Source organism: Rufibacter roseolus (assembly GCF_017916365.1).
GTDB lineage: Bacteria > Bacteroidota > Bacteroidia > Cytophagales > Hymenobacteraceae > Nibribacter > Nibribacter roseolus.
Genome location: NZ_JAFMSU010000001.1, coordinates 125,460 through 145,240, shown reverse-complemented (window position 1 = coordinate 145,240; position 19,781 = coordinate 125,460). Strand labels below are relative to the sequence as shown.

General features: G+C 52.8%; 16 protein-coding genes. 9 read left to right on the top strand and 7 right to left on the bottom strand.

Translation table 11 applies throughout. The features are described from left to right. The first annotated feature begins 352 nt into the window (after positions 1–352). The 5 genes from J3P35_RS00610 to J3P35_RS00590 all read left to right on the top strand — a co-directional run bounded on the left by J3P35_RS00610 (position 353) and on the right by J3P35_RS00590 (position 7,765). On the top strand, positions 353–1,126 hold the full coding sequence (locus J3P35_RS00610; RefSeq protein WP_210462092.1) for a hypothetical protein: 774 nt from the start codon (positions 353–355) through the stop codon (positions 1,124–1,126). Positions 1,127–1,195: 69 nt separating this feature from the next. Continuing rightward, complete coding sequence (gene lipA / locus J3P35_RS00605; protein WP_210464016.1) at positions 1,196–2,080, top strand: lipoyl synthase; 885 nt, start codon at positions 1,196–1,198, stop codon at positions 2,078–2,080. A gap of 473 nt (positions 2,081–2,553) precedes the next feature. Then, complete coding sequence (locus J3P35_RS00600) at positions 2,554–4,773, top strand: ice-binding family protein (protein ID WP_210462090.1); 2,220 nt, start codon at positions 2,554–2,556, stop codon at positions 4,771–4,773. Between the two features lie 34 nt (positions 4,774–4,807). Further along, entirely contained in the window at positions 4,808–5,761 is a 954-nt protein-coding gene (locus J3P35_RS00595) for a PorP/SprF family type IX secretion system membrane protein (RefSeq protein WP_210462088.1), read from the top strand. 18 nt (positions 5,762–5,779) lie between these two features. Further along, on the top strand, positions 5,780–7,765 hold the full coding sequence (locus J3P35_RS00590) for an OmpA family protein (RefSeq protein ID WP_210462086.1): 1,986 nt from the start codon (positions 5,780–5,782) through the stop codon (positions 7,763–7,765). 93 nt (positions 7,766–7,858) lie between these two features. On the opposite strand, the gene J3P35_RS00585 is transcribed toward J3P35_RS00590, so the two are convergent. Beyond that, on the bottom strand, positions 7,859–8,482 hold the full coding sequence (locus J3P35_RS00585) for a DUF4136 domain-containing protein (protein ID WP_210462084.1): 624 nt from the start codon (positions 8,480–8,482) through the stop codon (positions 7,859–7,861). Between the two features lie 293 nt (positions 8,483–8,775). Beyond that, positions 8,776–11,691: an aminomethyl-transferring glycine dehydrogenase gene (gene gcvP, locus J3P35_RS00580; protein ID WP_210462082.1), complete on the bottom strand. Its 2,916-nt coding sequence runs from the start codon at positions 11,689–11,691 to the stop codon at positions 8,776–8,778. Positions 11,692–11,896: 205 nt separating this feature from the next. On the opposite strand from gcvP, the gene J3P35_RS00575 reads away from it, so the two are divergent. Further along, the gene (locus J3P35_RS00575) at positions 11,897–13,129 is read left to right on the top strand and encodes an NAD(P)-dependent oxidoreductase (RefSeq protein WP_210462080.1); all 1,233 of its coding nucleotides are present in this window, start codon (positions 11,897–11,899) and stop codon (positions 13,127–13,129) included. Between the two features lie 29 nt (positions 13,130–13,158). On the opposite strand, the gene J3P35_RS00570 is transcribed toward J3P35_RS00575, so the two are convergent. Beyond that, positions 13,159–13,494, bottom strand: coding sequence for a hypothetical protein (locus tag J3P35_RS00570; protein WP_210462078.1), 336 nt, complete (start codon positions 13,492–13,494; stop codon positions 13,159–13,161). 309 nt (positions 13,495–13,803) lie between these two features. Beyond that, positions 13,804–14,025, bottom strand: coding sequence for a hypothetical protein (locus tag J3P35_RS00565; RefSeq protein WP_210462076.1), 222 nt, complete (start codon positions 14,023–14,025; stop codon positions 13,804–13,806). Between the two features lie 555 nt (positions 14,026–14,580). On the opposite strand from J3P35_RS00565, the gene J3P35_RS00560 reads away from it, so the two are divergent. Then, positions 14,581–15,456 carry a manganese catalase family protein gene (locus J3P35_RS00560; protein ID WP_210462074.1) on the top strand — a complete coding sequence of 292 codons (876 nt, stop codon included), beginning with the start codon at positions 14,581–14,583 and terminating at the stop codon, positions 15,454–15,456. Between the two features lie 64 nt (positions 15,457–15,520). On the opposite strand, the gene J3P35_RS00555 is transcribed toward J3P35_RS00560, so the two are convergent. The 3 genes from J3P35_RS00555 to J3P35_RS00545 form a co-directional block, all read right to left on the bottom strand. Continuing rightward, on the bottom strand, positions 15,521–15,907 hold the full coding sequence (locus J3P35_RS00555; RefSeq protein ID WP_210462072.1) for a DUF6960 family protein: 387 nt from the start codon (positions 15,905–15,907) through the stop codon (positions 15,521–15,523). 36 nt (positions 15,908–15,943) lie between these two features. Then, positions 15,944–17,092, bottom strand: a complete 1,149-nt coding sequence (locus J3P35_RS00550) for a ribonuclease D (protein WP_210462070.1) — start codon at positions 17,090–17,092, stop codon at positions 15,944–15,946. A gap of 245 nt (positions 17,093–17,337) precedes the next feature. Then, positions 17,338–18,045 (bottom strand): SIMPL domain-containing protein, encoded by a 708-nt coding sequence (locus tag J3P35_RS00545; protein WP_210462068.1) that lies wholly within the window; start codon positions 18,043–18,045, stop codon positions 17,338–17,340. Positions 18,046–18,192: 147 nt separating this feature from the next. Between J3P35_RS00545 and J3P35_RS00540 the strand changes: the two genes are divergently transcribed. Together J3P35_RS00540 and J3P35_RS00535 are read left to right on the top strand one after the other, a co-directional pair. Further along, a complete protein-coding gene (locus tag J3P35_RS00540) occupies positions 18,193–19,197 on the top strand; it encodes a hypothetical protein (protein ID WP_210462066.1) in 1,005 nt (334 codons plus the stop codon). A gap of 376 nt (positions 19,198–19,573) precedes the next feature. Next, entirely contained in the window at positions 19,574–19,765 is a 192-nt protein-coding gene (locus tag J3P35_RS00535; protein ID WP_210462065.1) for a hypothetical protein, read from the top strand. The last annotated feature ends 16 nt before the right edge of the window (positions 19,766–19,781 follow it).

Here is a 19,781-nt window from a genome sequence, read left to right as displayed (position 1 = left end):
GCAACAGATTAGCTGGCGTAGGAACAGGGAGAAAGGGAAACAACCTGCCAGGAACCGGATTTTCAAACATTGCTTTCCCGCTACTTGTTAAACTTGCGCCGGAGACTTGCTGAAGCTTCTGTTCGCTGAGGATTTAATCCTGATGGACTGGAGTACTGCTGATCTGTCACCTGGCGGTTGCCTTTCTTGTCTGGGTATCTTTCCGGAAGGAGGGCAGGACGTGAAAGTAGCGTGTTTAGGGGCTGAGTGAGCCCGGGGCATTGGTGTCCTTTGAACTGATTGTCTTACTATTTAAGATTTGCAGGTGCCTGTAAAGTTATTTACATTTAAACAAACCTTAGCCTTCTTTCCTGTGCGCAGAATTCTACTTGTGCTTGCCATCATATCCTTTCTTCCGGTTGGTTTGGCCATGGCCCAGACCGTTGAGGAAGAAGAAGGCTATTCCAGGGAGTTTACCTACGGGCTGAACTTCAACTCCAATGGTGGCCTCCTGGGCGGAGCCATGATCAAGCAGGTCTACCATCTGGAAGGGAATTGGTATCATTTCTGGGCCCTGGAGGGGGTAGAGGTAAAGCATCCCAAAGAGAGACCGGTCCAGAACCTGCAGAACGGCGCCTCCTTTGTGCGGGGTAAAAGCAATTACCTGTTTGTGCTCAGGCCGCAGTACGGCCGCGAGTACACCTTCTTTAAAAAGGCCGCAGAATCTGGCGTGCAGGTGAACGGGGTAATAGCCGGCGGGCCCTCCATCGGCATTATGGCGCCCTACTTTATTGAATACGACCGCAGCAATTACGTCCTGGATCCCAGAACCCAGCAATATTACCTGGTAGGTCCGGTCATGATCAGCACGGAGCAGTATGACCCCAATATCCACACAAACGAAGGTCTGATTGTGGGAGCCCCAGGGGTGTTCAAAGGTCTGAGCGAACCCAGTTTCAGGGTAGGTGCCAATGCCAAGGCCGGCGTTTCTTTTGAGTATGGCCGTTACATGGAAAGCGTGACCGGGATTGAGGTGGGTATGCTGGTAGAGGCTTTTGCCGGCGATATGACCATGATTCCCGGTGCCCCTAAGCGCAACACCTTCATGTCTGTGTACCTGACCCTGTATTACGGGCGCCGCCGTTGAACGATCCTTTCCCTTTGGCTGTTTTTTGCCTATCCGCTCCTCACTTAGTACCTTTGCAGCATGGATCAATTGATTGCGTTGCCGGTTATCCAACCAGCAGAAGCTCAAACTAAAACCCGCAAGCCAGACTGGCTGCGCGTAAAACTGCCCGTGGGTAAAGAATACGCCAAAGTCAGACAACTGGTAGATACCTATAAACTACATACCATCTGCGAAAGCGGAAACTGCCCTAACATGGGAGAGTGCTGGGGAGCCGGAACGGCTACCTTCATGATTCTGGGCAACGTATGTACCCGCTCCTGTTCTTTCTGCGCCGTGGCCACAGGCCGCCCCAACGAATATGACCTGGATGAGCCTCGCCGCGTGGCCGAAGCCATTCAACTCATGGGCGTGAAGCATGCCGTGATCACCTCGGTGAACCGCGACGAATTGAAAGACCGTGGCGCCAGTGTATGGCATGAAACCGTTGTGCAGATCAAGAACCTCTCGCCGGAAACCACCATTGAAACGCTTATCCCAGACGTGAAAGCGAACTGGGAAGCGCTGGAGGTGATGATTTCTGCCGGGCAGGAAGTGGTTTCGCACAACATGGAGACTGTGAGAAACCTGTACCGCCAGGTACGTCCGCAGGCCAAATATGACCGCAGCTTAGAGCAGATCAAGCGTACCAAAGCGTACGGCAAGCGTACCAAGAGCGGCATCATGCTGGGCCTGGGCGAAACCAAAGATCAGGTGTACGAAGCCATGGATGACCTGGCTGCCAACGGTCTGGATATCCTTACCTTGGGCCAGTACCTGCAGCCTACGAAGATGCATATTGAGGTAGCCGAGTTCATCCACCCGGACCTGTTCGCCCATTACCGCGAAGAAGGCCTGAGCCGCGGATTGAAGTACGTTGAGTCCGGTCCTTTGGTGCGTTCATCTTACCATGCAGAGCGCCACGTGCACGTATAGTTTCTGAGCCCATTTTCGTAAAACAGCATCAAAAGCCCCGCCCAACAGCGGGGCTTTTTTTATGGCCTTACTAGGACTATTCATAGCGATTTTCTTCTGGTTATAAGAAATCAGGGAGAGAGGAGGGTAACCCATAAATTGAATAAAAATAATAAAAATCGTATTTAAACCACTGGGCGCGGTTTTCCGCAGTGGTCCTGAAAATAAATGCTTTTCCCTATTTATTTAGAACTACCTTGCAATCATATCTACTCATCTGCGCTTTAGAAAAGCATTTTCCCGCTTCGGGATTCTTAAAAAGCACCAAGTAGCCAAGCCTGCTGCCAGAAAGCTAATTTCTGTCCTCCTCGCGCATATTGCATCTTTCCAATAAGGGCAAACTTTTACCGGCAAGCTAAGTACATGCAGGTGCTCCATTCCTATATAGGAATATCTGAGATTAACCATTATCACTCTATCGTTTACCACTTCATATGAAGAAACTTTTACTCTTTTTGGCAGCGTTTTACGTTGTTCTTTCCTCTTCTAGTGCTCAAACCCTAACGGCTCCTTCTCTGGGAGCGGCCCGCGAGTATGCAGTGTTAGGGAGTAGTGCGGTTACCAGCACCGGGAGCAGTATTATCTACGGCGATCTAGGCACTTCGCCCGGGGCTGTCGTGGTGGGCTTCCCCACAGGCAAAGTGCTCGGCGATACGCAACGGGGCAACGCTGCCGCAGCCACTGCCAAAACCGATGTGGTGCGGGTCTACAATGAACTGGGGCAATTCACTCCCACCCGTAACCTGACGGGCCAAACCCTGGGAGAGGGCTTTACGCCCGGAGAGGCCGGCGTACGCGGTACTTTGCTTACCCGGGGCGTGTATAAATTTGATGGCAATGCCCGCATCAGCGGCCGCCTGAAGTTTGACGGACAGGGAAACCCCAATTCGGTGTTCATCATCCAGGTGAACGGTGACCTGGTCATTGATCCAGGCTCAGCCATCAATGTCTTCAATGCCAACCCTAACAATATCTTCTTCCGGGTGACCGGGAATGTGACCATCGGCACCGGAGGGATGCTAACCACACCTTCTGCCTTGAGTGGAAACTTTGTGGTGCAGAATAACGCCACCCTAAGCCTTAGCTCCACCTTGGTGGGACGGGTACTGTCTACGAACGGAGCCGTAACCCTCAACAACAATAACATTTCCTTGCCGGAGCCGCTCACCACTAACAACGGCGGCGATGATGGAGACGACGGAGATGATGGCGATGGAGGAACTGGCGGCGGCGGCACAACCCCTGGAAGCGCGAACCTCAGCATCACCAAGGCAGTAAACGCCACCACCGTGACCTTAGGCGATAATGTCATCTATACTATCAGAGTCACAAACTCAGGAGCCGCGGATGCTACTAATGTAATCGTGGAAGACAAATTACCTGAGGGCCTGGCCCTGGTGCCACCAGCGGTAGCGGACAAGGGAACCTACAACGGAACCACCGGCATCTGGACCATCGGCACCTTGCCAGCGAACTCAGTTGCCACCTTGACGATCACTGCAAAGACGTTGATGTTGGGAGAAATTACCAACGTAGCGGTTATAGAAAACAACGGAGGCACCGATGAGGCCACTACCTGCGTGCGTCCGGCAAGGCCTAACGTAGTAGGTCCGCAGGAAGTGTGCGTGGGCGGTACCACTACTTTTACCGTTAGTAACGTCTCGGCGGGTGTGACAAGCCTTGCCATTGTGGCGCCGGCTAACAGCGGTATCACCATTGAAGCGCAGTCGCTGACTTCCTTCACGGTGAGAGCAAGCGCCACCACGGCACCGGGTACTTATCCGATTACGGTGGTAGCTGTGACCACGGGCAATTGCCAGAACAGCCAAGCCTTCCCAATTGAACTTGTGGTAAGAACCGCGCCGACTACGCCGGTCATCACTGGTCCGGGAACTGCTTTGTGCGCTGGGGCGACCTACCAATACAGCATCAGCCAGCCAGTGGCGGGCGTGACTTATACCTGGAGCGTGTCTGGAACAGGTTGGGAAAGAATAGGGTCTGCCACCGGAACGCAAATCCAGGTGAAGGCAGGTACTGGCCCAGGGAAAGTAACGGTAGTGGCTTCTAACACCTGCGGTACGGCTACGGCTTCTACCCCAGACGTGACCCCAAGCACGCCACCGGCAACTCCGATCATCCTGGACAACAGCGGACCGTGTACGGGCCTGACCTACGCCATCTCTAACCCAGTAGCGGGTGTCACTTACACCTGGACCGCCCCGGCCGGCTTCACGTTCGCCGATAACAGCACGACTACTTCTGGCACTACCGTGACGTTGAAAGCCGCTGCTGCCAATGCGGTAGGTACCCTCAAGGTAAGCGCCAGCACCACCGGTTCAACCTGCGCCAGCAACGAAGCCTCAGTAGAGGTGAGAGCCGCCGATGCGGGCACCGAGATCGTGATCCCAACGGTGTTCAGCCCGAACGGCGACGGCATCAACGACACCTTCGTGATCCGGAATCTGCTGAACTTCCCTGACAATGACCTCACCGTCTACAACCGTTGGGGCAACGAAATCTACAAAACCAAGAGCTACAAGAACGATTGGCGAGCCACCGGCCTGGAAGAAGCCACTTACTTCTACGTGCTGCGCGTGCGCGGTTGTGACGGCAAAGACCAGGTATTCAGAGGACCGGTACAGGTAGTGCGCTAAGCCCAGGTAGTTCAAACATTAATTTCCCTTAGAAATGAAAAGAATCTTTATCATACTGATCACTGTGCTGGCTGCAAGTAGCAGCTGGGCACAGCACCGGTCACAGTTCTCCCAGTACATCTTCAACCAACTGGTGATCAATCCGGCCTATGCCGGCAGCAAGGAAACGCTTACCCTCAATGCCTTCCACCGCCAGCAGTGGGTAGGCTTGCAGGGAGCACCCAACACGCAGACCTTCAGCATTGACGGGCTTACCAAGAACAAGCACCTGGGCCTGGGTTTCCACGCGACCCGTGATGAGATCTTCGCCCAGAACCGCAAGAACATTGAGGTAGACGCCGCCGTGAAGTTGCCGGTGAGTGAAACCGGTATCCTCTCCTTCGGGTTGGCGGCCGGGGTGTCCCACTTCGCGGTAGATGGCTCTAAGCTGATCACCGGGAACGACCAGGAAGACCCGGCGGTGATCAACGCCCAAAAGGAAACCACCTGGAGCCCCAGCCTCAAAGCGGGGATTTTCTTCCACACGGAGCGGTTCTACGCCGGCGTTTCCGTGACCGATTTGCTGGGCATTGACAAAGACATCAACTATGACCCGGAGCGCCATTACTTCTTCAACGTAGGCTACGTGGCCGACATCAGCCACAACATCAAGGTGAAGCCCAGCATCATGCTGAAGGAGAACTTTGATGGGCCTACGAACGTGGACTTCAACGCCTTCTTCCTGTTCGGGGAACGCATCTGGCTGGGCGCCAGTTACCGCACGGCCATGAACATCTTCAAGAATGACTTCGAGGCGAAGGGGCTTTCCTCCAAGGATGCGGTGGTGGCCATGGCCGATCTGTACGTAACCAAGCGCCTGCGCCTGGGTTACGCGCATGACTTCACGCTGCACGGCAGCCTGAATGATTTGAGCACCCACGAAATATCTGTTGGCTACAGTTTCCTGAGAAAGGAAGCGACCAAGATGGTAACCCCCCGGTATTTCTAATTTTAATCAGACGCTTCTATGCACAATCTATACAAATCACTTTTACTTTCTTTCCTTGCCGGTAGCCTGGCCCTAAGCGGCTGCCAAACTACGCGCAAAGCCGATCGGCTGTACGAGAACTTCGATTATTCCCTGGCCATTGAAGAGTACCAGGAGGTGTTTTCCAAAAAGGAACCTGATCTAAAAGGTGCCCAGCGCCTGGCAGATGCCTACCGCCTAACAGGACGCACGAAGGAGGCGGAGGAATGGTACGCCAAAGTAGTGGCCATGCCCGAGGCAGACCCGATCAACACCTATTACTATGCCGAGGCTCTGCGGAGCAACGGGAAGTATTTCGAGGCGAAGACCCAGTACCAGGATTACGCCCGCAAGGTGCCCGCCGAGGCCGCAAGAGCCAACGCGAAGGCCCAGGCCTCAGACGCTGCGTTGAAGCTGTTGGAAGAGCCTGCCTCCGCCATTGTGGTGAACGAGACCCAGCTCAACTCCGGCAACGCCGACTTCAGCCCGACGGTGTATGATCAGGGTATCCTGTTTACCTCAGACCGCGGCGGCAACGTGAGCAGCGACAAAGACGTAGACGCCGGCACCTACGGCTGGACCGGCCGCCCGTACCTGCAGATGTTCTATGCCCAGCGCAACGCAGACAGCACCTGGCAAATGCCCGCCATCGCGAGTAACACGCTGAACTCGGTGTACCATGACGGCCCGGCGGTGCTGGATAGCGGCAACACGACCATGTATTTCACCCGCACCCACATGGTGGAAAAGAAGCAGAAAGACGTGAACGTAGACCCTACCAGCTGGGTGAAGAAACCGCTTTCCAGCGATTACGTGAACCGCCTGGAGATCTTCTCGGCCCGCCGCGACGGAGGCAATTGGACGCAGGTGACTCCTTTCGCCCATAATAAGGTGGAGGAATACAGCGTGGGCCACCCGGCCATCTCGCCCGATGGGCAGGTGCTGTACTTTGTCTCTGACAAACCCGGCGGCTACGGCGAGACCGATATCTACTACTCAGAACTGCAGGCCGACGGCACCTGGGGTCAGCCGATGAACGCCGGCAACATGGTGAATACCGTGGGCAAAGAGATGTTCCCGGGCTTCGACCAGAACGGCAACCTGTACTTCTCCTCAGACACGCACCCCGGCTTCGGTGGTCTGGATGTTTTCAAGGTGAAAGGCAGCCGCGCCACCTGGAGCAAACCGGAAAACCTGCACGCACCTGTGAACTCCCCTAAAGATGATTTCGGGATGGTGTTCATGCGCGGGGCGAACAACGCCCAAGTAGGCTATCTGTCCTCTAACCGCGACAGCGGAAACGGCACCGATGACATCTACTCGTTCAAACTGTTGAGCAACGCCGTTCTGTTTGTGACTACTTTAGAGAGAGTACCAGTAAAAGGCAAGCGCGCCATCACCCAGCCCCTGGCCGATGTCCGCCTGAAACTGACTCCGAAGGAAACCAACGATTCTGTGGTGGCTTTCTCAGACCGCAACGGCGAATACAAGTTTGGGGTGCAGAAAGGAACTACTTATGACCTGGTAGGCGATAAATTCGGGTACCTGACGCAGTCAGCATTGGTGGCCATTGACACGGTGAAGCTAGCCGATACCACCCGCGTGACGCTTATCTTCGACAAGAGCCAGAAGAACCAGGTGATTGCCATGGAGAACATCTACTATGACCTGGACAAGTGGAACATCCGCCCCGATGCCGCCAAGGAACTGGACAAACTGGTGCGCATGCTCAAAGACAACCCCAGCATTAAGATTGAGCTAGGCTCCCACACCGATAGCCGCGAAGGCCACGGCTACAACCAGGTCTTATCTGAGCGCCGCGCCCAGTCGGCGGTGGAATACCTGGTGAGCCAGGGCATCGCGAGGAACCGACTCACCTGGAAAGGTTACGGCGAAACCGTCCTGATCAACGGCTGCGCCGATGGCGTGGAATGTACCGAGGACCAGCACCAACTCAACCGCCGTACGGAGTTCAAGATCAAGTAACGTTTTGGCCTCGTTTTTCTAAAAACAGCCTTAAAACAGAAGAGCCACCCCATTGGGTGGCTCTTCTGTTTTGTATTTGAATGAAGCAACCGATTACCGGCGGGCAGTGGCTCTCTCATCGGCTTGCGGAGGGAACTTGGCCAGAATGCTGGAAACGATCTGCTGCACTTTCTCATCGGTGAGGGATCTTTCAGAGGCGGCGGTTTCGCTGCTTCCGCGCCAGATCAGCTCATTGGATTTAGCATCTACCACGTCCAGGATCAAGGTGCCTGACTGATAATCCTGCAAGGTGGTGGTGTTGTACAGGCGGTTGTAGGTGTAGGCATAGCGGTAACCGTACCAGTACCCGTACCCGATGGATGGCACACTTACAAAGTTAGGGTTCAGGCGCTGCTGGTTCTCGATGGTGAAATCATAGGCCAGCAACATATCCGGGGTCTCTTTGCCAGCGGCTTTGGTAAAACCGCGGCGCTGCATCTCGGCCTCCACAGCGTTTTTCACGCGTTTATCTAAAAACGTGGTGTAACGGCGGTTGGTAGAATCCTTGGCTACCGGACGGTCCTGGTACCAGCGCCAGGTTTTGTAGGCCTGGAAATTGGTGCCTTTGTCAAAGTCAGTGGCAACGTTGTACGTGGTGGCGCAACCGGTGAAACCCAGTACCAACAGTCCCATCATTACCCCTGTGATCAACTTCGCTATCTTATTGAATGGTTTCATTGAATTGTACAGTTTTAGTGTAGTGAAAGAATCAGAAAAAACATCGTCTAAATGGTCTTTCCGCTTCAAATGGATAACATCAGGGCGGAAAGGATGGTTTCTAGGGATGTTCCTTTTGTGCAATCATAACGCAAAAACTATGCCTGCATTATACCAATCGGTTTATTCTGGAAGAAAATATTTCTCCTTGTCTGAGGTGCCATTTAGGGCCTGTTTTAAGAAAAACGGCTCTAAAACAGAAAACGCCTGCGGAAGGCTCCACAGGCGTTTTCAAAAAGAGAAATATCTAAAACTTACACGGCTTTCATTTCCTGGCCTTGCTCGTTGTAGGCCTCAATAGGAGCGCAACTGCACACCAGGTTACGGTCACCGTAGGCGCTATCAATACGGCTCACTGTTGGCCAGAACTTAGCGGTACGGGTGTAAGGAACCGGGTAAACGGCACGCTCACGGCTGTACGGGAAGCTCCAGTCTTCTGACAGGGCCACGTGCGCCGGGTGCGGAGCGTTTTTGAGCAGGTTGTTTTTCTGATCAGCCTGTCCTTCCTCAATCTCGGTGATTTCTGCCCGGATGGAGATCATGGCATCGCAGAAACGGTCCAGCTCTTCTTTGCTCTCGCTCTCGGTAGGCTCCACCATCAAAGTACCCGCTACCGGGAACGATACGGTAGGCGCGTGGAAACCATAGTCCATCAGACGCTTCGCGATGTCTTCTACTTCCACACCGGCCTTTTTGAACGAGCGACAGTCTAAGATCATCTCGTGGGCGCAACGGCCGTTGGAACCAACGTACAACACTGGGTAATGCTCTTCCAGACGCGCTTTGATATAGTTCGCGTTCAGGATGGCCATTTTGGTCGCCTCAGTCAAGCCCTCGCCGCCCATCATGTTGATGTAGGCGTAAGAGATAGGCAGGATGCTGGCGCTACCCCAAGGTGCCGCAGAAACAGCGTTGATCGCCTCAGGACGCTGCAGGTCTACCACCGCGTGGCCTGGCAGGAAAGGAGCCAGGTCGGCTACTACGCCAATCGGGCCAACGCCTGGTCCACCACCACCGTGCGGGATACAGAAGGTCTTGTGCAGGTTCAGGTGACAAACGTCCGCCCCGATGTTCGCCGGAGAGGTCAAGCCTACCTGGGCGTTCATGTTGGCGCCGTCCATGTACACACGGCCGCCGTTCTGGTGGATGATCTCGCAGATCTCAATGATACTTTCCTCGTACACGCCGTGGGTAGACGGGTAGGTCACCATGAGGCAGGACAGGTCGTCTTTATGTTCCTCGGCCTTCGCTCTCAGGTCGGCTACGTCAATGTTTCCGCGCTCATCGCATTTCACAATCACCACTTTCATGCCGGCCATTACCGCAGAGGCAGGGTTGGTGCCGTGCGCTGAGGACGGGATTAAGGAGATGTTGCGGTGATGATCTCCACGGGCTTCGTGGTAGGCTCTGATCACCATCAGGCCGGCGTACTCGCCCTGGGCACCGGAGTTCGGTTGTAAGCTCATAGCCGCAAAACCAGTGATCTCGCATAACCAGGCTTCCAGGTCTTTGAAGATCTGCGCGTAGCCTTGGGCTTGGTCAGCGGGGGCAAACGGGTGCATCTGCCCGATCTCTGGCCAGGTCACCGGAATCATCTCGGCGGTGGCGTTCAGTTTCATGGTGCAGGAACCCAGCGGAATCATGCCGTGCGCCAGCGAGAAATCTTTGTTCTCCAGGTACTTCATGTAGCGCAGGATTTCGCTCTCGGAGTGGTACTTGTTGAAGACTTCGGCTTGCAGGTACGGAGAGGTCCGGATCAGGGCTTCTGGCCAAGTGATCTCAGTTTCCTCCGGAACGGCATCCAGCTCCAGCGTAGCATCGGGTTTTCCGGCTACTTTCGCAAAAACGGCCAGAATATCCTTCACCTCGTCCAGGTCAGTGTTCTGGTTCAGAGAAATCCCGATGTTGTTGTCCCCGAAATAACGGAAGTTGATCTGCGCCGCCTCGGCCTCCTGACGGATGGCTTGCTGTAGTTCAGCGCTCTCCACCCGCAGTTGCAGGGTGTCAAAGTAATTCTCGTTCAGTTGCTCGAAGCCCAGACGCTCCAGGCCTTTCTCCAGAATCTGGGTCAGGCTGTGGATGTTCAGACCGATGTATTTCAAACGGCGCGGTCCGTGGTAGACGGCGTACATACCGGCCATTACCGCCAGCAATACCTGCGCGGTACAGATGTTGGAAGTCGCTTTCTCGCGGCGGATGTGCTGCTCGCGGGTCTGCAGGGCCATGCGGTAGGCTTTCTGACCGAACGCATCCTGAGAAATCCCGATGATACGGCCTGGGATATTGCGCTTGTATTCGTCTTTGGTGGCGAAGAAACCAGCGTGTGGTCCGCCGTAGCCCATCGGAACCCCGAAACGCTGCGAAGAACCAACCACTACGTCAGCGCCCATCTCGCCTGGGGACTTCAACAGCGTCAAGCTCAGCAGGTCAGCGGCAACGGCTACCGGTAAACCAACTTCGTGGCCCTGCGAAATGAAATCAGTGTAATCGAATACCTCACCGTCGGCGGCAGGGTATTGGACCAAAGCCCCGAACAGGGTTTCATCTTGTAAGTTGGCTTCGCGGTGGTCACCTATCACCAATTCAATGCCCAACGGCGTGGCGCGGGAAAGCAACACGTCAATGGTCTGCGGCAATACCTGGTTAGACACAAAGTAACGGCTGGCGTTTTTGCGGGCGCCTTTGCGCAAAGAGTGCTGCAGGTTCATGGCTTCAGCGGCGGCAGTAGCCTCATCCAGCAAAGATGCGTTGGCGATGGCCATTCCGGTCAGGTCAATGATGAGGGTCTGGTAGTTGATCAACGCCTCTAAACGTCCCTGGGCAATCTCGGCCTGGTAAGGGGTATAAGCGGTGTACCAGCCTGGGTTCTCCAGGATGTTACGCTGGATCACCGGCGGCAGGATGGTGTCATGGTACCCAAGCCCGATGTAGGATTTGTACAGCTTGTTCTGCTTCGCAATCTTAGCGAACTTCCGGAGGAAGTCACGCTCAGTGAGTGCAGCAGGTAAGTTCAGCGGGTTTTTCAGGCGAATAGCCGGCGGAACAGTCTCATCAATGAGTTGGTCTAGAGATGCTGCCCCAATGGTCTGCAGCATATCCTGCATCTGCTCTTTTACAGGGCCGTTGTGGCGCTCCTTGAAGATATCGGCAGGCTTGGTTTTAAAGATCATTTATCGCTGGAATTTAGGTAGATAAGTTTCTTTTGTCCTGTAACAAACGTTTGGTGCAAATGATTTAACAAAAGTACAGGTTATAATTCACAATTACAGCCAGAGCCCTTAAATTGCGCTACAGGCTGAGAGGGAGTTATGGTTTTTGCCTTGTTTTTTGGAAAACAGCCCCAGAACGTTCATCAGGTCCTTTGGGCCATCCTCTATGAAAAAGCTAAAGATTGGAATCCTGCGCGAAGGAAAAGTACCGGTAGACAAGCGGGTGCCCCTTACGCCCAAAAAATGCCAGGAAGTGCTGCATAGCTTCCCGCAGGTGCAGTTGGTGGTGCAGCCCAGCCCCATCCGCTGTTTCTCAGACGAGGAGTACACTGACCTGGGCATTCCCCTCAAAGAAGACCTGAGCTCCTGCGATGTCTTGTTTGGGGTGAAGGAGGTGCCCGTTGACCAGCTCATCCCTAATAAGACGTACTTCTTCTTTTCGCACACCATCAAGAAACAGGTACATAACCAGAAACTGCTGCAGGCCATTCTGGAGAAGAAGATCACCATGATTGACTACGAGACTATCACCAACGCCCAGGGCGAACGGGAAGTGGCCTTCGGTCGATGGGCCGGAATTGTGGGCGCTTACAACGGGCTGCTCACCTACGGGCGCAAATGGAACCTCTACCACCTCAAGCCTGCCCACCAGTGCACAGACATGGAAGACATGCTGGAGGAGTTCTTCAAGGTGAAAACCCTGCCCAGCATTAAGATTGCCATTACCGGGAACGGCCGCGTGACCCACGGTGCCATGGAAGTGCTGACCCGCATGGGCCTGAAACAAGTAAGCGTGTTTGACTACCTGTACAAAGAGTTCTCTGAGCCGGTGTTTGTACAGCTGCGTTCCTCAGACTACCACGTGCGCCCCGATGTGGAAGTCTGGGACTCCAAAGATTTTTACCAGAACCCGCACCTGTACCAGTCCACTTTCCATAAGTTCTCCCGAGTGACGGATCTGCTCATGCCTTGCGCCTACTGGAACCCCGCGGCGCCTGTGCTGTTCACCCAGGAAGATATGCAGCGCCCAGATTTCAGGATCAACACCATCGCTGATATCACCTGCGATGTCTGCGGGTCCATCCCGTGCACCAAGCGCGTGTCTACCATCGCCGATCCGGCCTTTGACTATAACCCAATGACGGGTGAACTGGAAGAAGCTTATTCCTCAGAGAAGAACATCACCATTATGGCCGTGGATAATTTGCCCTGTGAGTTGCCTCGCAATGCCTCTCGGGATTTCGGGCGCCAGATCATTGACAAGGTGTTGCCTCATCTGTTTAACGGGGATAAAGACGGCGTTTTGAAGAATGCCACCATCGCGAAAGATGGCCATTTGTGTGAGAAGTACAGCTACCTGCATGACTACGCCTATCCGGCCCAGGCCAGCAGCATCTGAGGTTGTTTTTAAGGTAAGATAATTGTTGCCTACAGGGCAGAGGCCAGGCGCTGGCGGGAAGAAACCAACGGATTGTTATCCAAGGGAGTTGTTTTGGAAATCCATTCCAGGGCGGAAGCCACGTCTTCAAAATACTGCAGCTCAAACGGAATAGAAAGGTATTTTGAGTAAACCAACTGGTTCAGGTCCAGGAGGCCGGTTCCGTTGGTGGCTTCCAGAACAGCCACTTTACGGATGGGGGTATTCAGGAGCAGAGGCAACACCTCATCAATAAACCAATCTTGGTCCTGGGGCGGGATACTTTTAAGCTGCCGGATGTCATAGATGCAGGCTAGCAGATTGTTTTTCTTGATCAATTCAATCACATAAAGCAGACTGCGCCGAAAGGTATCGCTGGGGACAAGTTCTTCACACTCAATATGTACAGCCCGTAAACTGGTGTCTACGAATATATTAGTATAAGGCGATTTTTGGCAGTCTAAATCCACAATTCAGGGGCGTTTTATGTGATCTGAGAAACGGGGATACAAATATAGCTTTCTCCTGATTAGTTATATCATTATGCCAAAAAAAAATTGAATAATTTTGCATGATGCTGATTATAAAATAAATCCGTTGACCAGAGCTTATGCATCTGATCAACGGATTTATTGCAAATATATATAGAAGTATTTCTATTGGTTTTCCACCTTATCGGCAACGCCGTCTTTTACCGGTTCATCTCTTACCGAAATAGTGTCTGTAGGGGTAAGCGCAGAATCTGTTTCGGCAGATACTTCTTCAGCAGCCGATTCTGCGGTGTTTTCCACGTTCTGGGCAGTTTTAGATTCACATGAGGTAAACCCAAAGGCAAGCGCCATCATGGCCATTGCCAGTACCTTAGATGCTTTTTTCATAGTTTTGGTTTATTGGTTTCGTTGGGTTGTATATACGGTAAATACTCAGTTAAGATTGAAGTACTCCTGGTTAATTACATGAAACGGTTTGTTTGCCCAAAGGAAGCAGAGAGGTTTCTCTGCTTCAATTTTTATAACTATTCTATTTATGACTTATCTATATTCCTTTGTTTATTCTAAATTTTTCATAAAAGCGTTTAAGGCTCGTTTTTTTAAATTGAATCCTGAAATAGACTGCAGTTCTCAAGGAATATTATGATAAGTTAATCTTAGTTATATATTTATTTTACTGAAATTCCTGAGAGTAAGTACAGCCGGTTTGTAACAGTATTTATACTGAATTTTGCCGAAAAATTTTCTCCTTTATTCTCGCTAAAAATGTTTGTAAAATTTCGTAATAGACTGATTATTAAACTTTTAAACTTAATACATCTATATCTTTATATTGGGTTTAATTAATTTATTTAAGGATTTTTTGATTGTCCTAAATATGAATATGATCGTTTAGGAAGTGGGTATGCTTTTGTTTAATTCACTAAAAAATAAAACAAGCCCATGTTCTACCATGATCGAAAACTCCAGTACAAAGTAAGAGTTGACAAACCAAACCCCCAGTTTGCCAGAATGCTGCAGCAGGCCATTGGCGGAATTGAGGGAGAAATGCGCGTGTGTTTACAATATCTGTTCCAGGCCTGGAATTCCCGCGGACCAGTGAAGTACAAGCACATGCTACTGGAAACCGGAACCGAGGAAATAGGCCATATTGAGATGTTGGCTACCGCCGTAGCCTTGAACCTGGAAGGGGCCTCTGCCTCCCTCAAAGATGAGATTGTTGGCAATAATCCTGTGGTGGAGCAGGTAATGGGCGGCATGGACCCGCGTCATTTCCTTTCTGCGGGTTTAGGCGCCATGGCCACTGATGCGAACGGCGTGCCATTCAACGGTTCCTGGATCGTGAGCAGCAATAACCTGGCCGCCGATATGTACGCCAACGTAATGGCAGAGTCTACCGGCCGGGTACTGGCAACGCGTCTGTGGGAAGCCACCGATGATCCGGGAATGAAAGACATGCTCTCCTTCCTCATTGCCCGCGACACCATGCACCAGAACCAATGGCTGGCGGTGATTGAAGAACTGGGTGGGTTAACCAATGCGCACCCAATTCCTAACAGTTTCCCGCAAAGCGAAGAAGTGAAAGGCTTCAATTATGCCTTTGTGACCACCAACATCTACAAAGATGATTCTGCTTCTGGCAGGTGGTCTAACGGTCCGTCACTGGATGGCAAAGGGCAGTTTACGATGGTTCCCGGTGAGCCGTTAGCCGATGAGCCAGTCCTCGCGCCGCCGGTGCCTATCGCGCATGCGCAGGTAGAACAAATGACCGGCTCCCCAGACGGCGGAATCATCAATAAAATCAAGGATGCGCTGTAAGCGTAGCTAACCATAAAAGAAACCGTTCATAAAAAAGGCTTTCCTGTAAAGAGGAAGGCCTTTTTTATGCCGGTCGCAATTGCTCCTGCCGGTACACACCTTCTAGTTTCTGCTTGCCATATTTGAGAGCAAAGAAGGGGGCATCGTCAGAGACGCTCCAGTAAATATCCGTGATCTCGGCTACGGGGCCAGAGGGTTGGTCTGCGGGCCTCACCCATTCGCCAAAGGTGAACGGCAGCCAGGATATGCTGGTAAACAGGTCTGGGCGCACCTTGAACTCCTCATCTGAGTAACGGAGCAGCAGCCAGCCGTTTATCTCACCAATCTTCTCAAATACTTTGTTGTGGGGCTCCAGCAACTCAAACTCCCGCCGGTTTGCCGGGTGAATGTGGGTGTAGCCATACCCCGGGAACCAGTTGTATAAACCAAATTCAAGGCTTTTCTTAGGCATAATCCTTCTTTGTTTCTGTACAAACCAATGGCCCGGTTACAGGTTCACCTGCATCTCCTGGGCTGTAGCATGTACTATCTCTCTCGCGTATTTCTTTGGAATCACCAGTTCGCCGGTCTGGCTGTAGTTGGTGATAATGCTTTGGTCCAGGAGCATGGGCGTGGCGTGGGCGCCGTACCGTTCAATCAGGCCGCGCTGCACGGTGCAGAGCAACTCTCTTCTGGCTTCCGTCTCTGGCGTTTTGAGCCTTGGCGGGAATGGATTAGGCGGTAACCGGTTAGGGATGCGTCGTTTTTCCGCTTCCCTTAGAGCCCCGTTCACAATGCGTTGCAGCTGCTCCTCATAACGTTCCTGCTGCAGGCGGCCGTTAATGCCCTTGGTATGGTAAAGCCACTCATTGATGCTCTGCTCAGGGTTGCTGAGGAGTGCCATGAGCGCATTGGTGTTGATGATCTGCCCCGCCGGCAGGTTCCACTTCTTGGCCAGCTGGTCCCGGAAGTCATAGATGGGCTTCAGGATGAACTGCTGCAGCAAGGTAAGCCGCTGCGGGAATTTGATCTTGAGGTGGGGATCTTCCAGTTCCACATAGGTGATGGACTCCAGCAGTTGGTCTTCCTCTTCCAGCCAGGCCATGCGGCCCAGTTCCTTCACCTTGGCTACCATGGCGTTTTTAAGCGCGTGCAGGTACAGCACATCCTGGGCGGCGTATTCCAGTTGCCGTCTGGAGAGTGGTCGCTGGTTCCAGTTGCTCATTTGTTGGGATTTGTCCAGGCGCAGGCCCAGTTCTTCTTCCAGCAGGGTGCCCAGGGCAGCTTTGGCGTAGTTCAGGATTTTGGCTGCCACTGCCGTGTCTACCAAGGTGCGTACCTGGCAGCCCAGCATGCTCAGCAGCATGAGGTCGTTGTTGGCGTGGTGGAATATTTTTACGATAGCCGGGTCCTCCAGCACGTTCCAGAGCGGCTGCAGGTCAGATAACGGGAAAGGATCAATTACAAAACACGTGTGGCCGTCAGAGATCTGAATCAGGCACAGCGTGAAGCCGTAGGTATAGTGATGTTGGTCAAATTCCAGGTCTAAGGCTAGCTCTGGCTGCTGACTTAAATGGGTCACAGCCTCCTGTAATGCGTCATCGGTTTGCACCACATGAACAGGCTTCCCCTCCAGAGTAAATGCAGGTTCCTTCATAATCTTGTAAATGTACCCAAAAAACAGGTTAGTTCCTTGACGGGTAACCGTAGGCTCGCGTTGCCGCTTTTAGGCAGTTTCGTGAAAAACACCCCAAAAATGCGAACATCTGCTTACATAACTTCGGCAAAGGCAAAAATAGTGCGGGAGCAAAAGGAAGAATGACCAGCCTTGCCATCTTTCCCTTGCTCCCGCACGTGGTCTCTAGTATCTGCCGCCCATACGCAAGCAGAATAAAGAAGCTGCTATTCCAGCAAGAAGCTCACCTGCACAGTAGAGGTGATGATGATCTCTCCCAAGGCCAAGGTAGTGCCGCCTGCATCCATGGCTTGCTCCCGCATGGCGGTTTTATACATGGCCGGACCTATGGGTAGGTTGTTGACGGCTTCGTTTATCTGGTAAGGTCTTCCAACTTTGGCTCCCAACTCCGAGGCCAGCGCCACTGCTTTCTGTTTGGCATCCTGCACGGCTCTTTTGCGGGCTTCTTCCTGATGCTTCTTCAACTGGGAGCTCTGGTAGTTGATGCCGTCTACCCGGTTGGCGCCCGCTTTGTACAAGCCGGCCATGAGTTCGTCAAACTTATCTGGCTTGTTGAGCGTGATGGAGATAGAACGCGTAGCCAGGTAGAACTGGGGCGTGGTCTGGCCAAACTCGCCGGTGTACACTGGCTGTAGGGAAAGGTAGGCGGTTTGCACGTGCTTGTCTTCTACTCCGTTCTTCTTCAGGTAACTCAGCAGGGCGGCTGTGCGTTGGTCGGCCACGCGGCGAGCGTCTTCCAGGGTTTTCTCCCGTATCTCCACGCCGGTCATAAAGACAACCTGGTCGGGCTGCACTTTCACTTCTCCCAACCCCGAGGTGCTTACCAAAGGAGGCAACTGGGTCTGCTGGGCCTGGGAAGAAAAGGAGAGGAACGAGGCCACAAAGGCCAGAGCGAAAGCAAGGGTGGTTTTCATAGTGTTATAAATATATTCAAAAAAGGGTTTACAAGTACCATGCCGGGTTTTAGGCGGCATGGTTTAACGGATGCCACCAGCGCAGGAGTGCGGGCCAAGCCGGTCTTGTGTGTATCTTTGCAGACTCATTACACGTCTCTTACCCCTATGCAGCAGCACCTGTCCATTTTTGATCCGTTTGAAGGAATGCGTTTCGGGAACCACATCTGTTTTCTGTGCGGCTCCAATGTGACTGCAGACGAGCAGACATCGGTTTTTCCGGCCTGGCTCATGGAGGAGTACGGTTTTGCCCATGAGCCGCTCCGGCTGCTGGACCAAAGCGTGGTCACTTACCAGGACCTGAAGATTCCCTGCTGCCAGAACTGCCAGACAAATCACCTGCAGCCGCTGGAAGACAAGGTGCAACAGGCGCTCTCCCAGGGCATAGCCGGCATGCAGGCCTTGGACGATAAACTGCTCTACCAATGGATGGGCAAGATGTTCTACGGCACCCTCATCACCGAACTCATCAAAGAGCAGAACCCGCTGGTGCAGCCAGAGCACGCCGTAAGCGAGCAGCCCAAGATGCTCATGAAGTTCCAGGCTTTCTTCAGGGTGCTGCAATCCCTGCGGGTGCCCATGGAATTCCCAGATTTTATCCCGGGCTCGTTGTTTGTGATAGACGTGGACGCCAGCTCTGAGCCTACCCGGTTTGAGTTCCGCGATGAACTGTCTACCATGATGTTCAGCCTGCGCCTGGACAATATCCTTATTGTGGCCTGTCTCCTGGACAACGGCATGATCAAAGACGCCATGCGGCGCGTGTGGCAAGAGATTGAGCTGCGGCAGTTGCAGCCCATCCAGGCCGCCGAGTTCAGCGCCCGCGTTTTCTATGCGGGGTATCTGCTCAATGTGATCCCAGATTACCTGCTCCGGCCCGTAAAACCCCAGGACGATCACCTGGTCATGGACACACTCATTGACGATGTCACCAACGTGATCTTCAACCCCTGGCAGAACAGTTCCTACGCCAAATTACTGGCCACCATGTGGACCCGTTGGGGCATCTCCCAAGCTGATATCCTGCGCGATCCCCAGGAGCCCATGAGCATGCTCTTCAGCCCGGAGGGCGAGTTTATCCAGTTTCCGCAGATACCGGGGCAGGATAAATAAAAGCTCCGCAACCTAAGTTTTATCAGATCTCTAAAGCCTGCCGCTTCGGGCCTGTTTTCCCTAAAACAGGCCCGAAGCGGCAGGCTTCTTTTTTGAGCAATAGCCTGGCAAAAGGTTGATAGGCGGCATCTTCAGCCCAGAGATTAAGTGACTACTTGCCTGCGGGTAAAAGAAAATTCATATCCCTGATTTTCTCCAGAAACCTGGTTGTTTAAACCAGGTGCCGCGCCACGGCCTGCGGTTGGCTTCGCCGATGTTGACGCCCGGTTGCTACTCTCCATTGTTTTGTTTGTGTTTGGCTGAGGATAAACCTCTGTAAAAAAGCTTCGTACGCAATTAAACGGTATTGCCGTATTGATCTAAACAAAATAAAACTATGGCTGAAATAAACATTGAACCCAAAAAACGCTCCAGCTGGGCCTGGATTATAGTCCTGCTTATACTGCTGGTGGTAGGCTATCTTTTATACAAATACTTCTTTGAGGCGCAGGGCGGAAACCCTGAAACCACAGGCGCCCCTACCTCTGGGATGATCATGTCCTTGGTCCCTGGTTTTCTGTCTTATTGATCAAATAACCCTAAAA